This is a genomic window from Salegentibacter lacus (assembly GCF_020164555.1).
Classification (GTDB): Bacteria; Bacteroidota; Bacteroidia; order Flavobacteriales; family Flavobacteriaceae; genus Salegentibacter; species Salegentibacter lacus.
The window spans coordinates 1-267 of record NZ_JAIQZB010000099.1 but is presented as its reverse complement, the minus strand read 5'-3'; the positions used below and the strand labels follow the sequence as shown (position 1 = coordinate 267).

At 44.2% G+C, this 267-nt stretch carries 1 protein-coding gene; it reads right to left on the bottom strand.

Translation table 11 applies throughout. The features are described 5' to 3' along the window. Positions 1-267, bottom strand: a 267-nt coding sequence (locus tag LB465_RS18180) for a transposase (RefSeq protein ID WP_224471327.1), incomplete at both ends; no start/stop codon positions are given.

Sequence of the window (267 nt, the reverse complement as noted above, 5' to 3'; positions counted from 1 at the left end):
CGGTATAATTCTCTTCACTGCCATAGCCGGCATCTGCAGTAAGGCTTTGTGGTGTTTGATCGTAGGAGTCTACATGATCTTGCAGGTGGTTTTTTAAGGTAGTGGTATCTGCGGTGGTTTGGGCTAAAGTATAATTGGTGATGAACTGGTTATTGGTGGAGGCCTGAAGGTTATACCCGGGTTTTAATTGCCCATTTTGCATATAATCATCTTTCATCCGCATAAAAGTGGCATCGGGATCTGTTTTGCTATAGCTGTTGCGCTTGC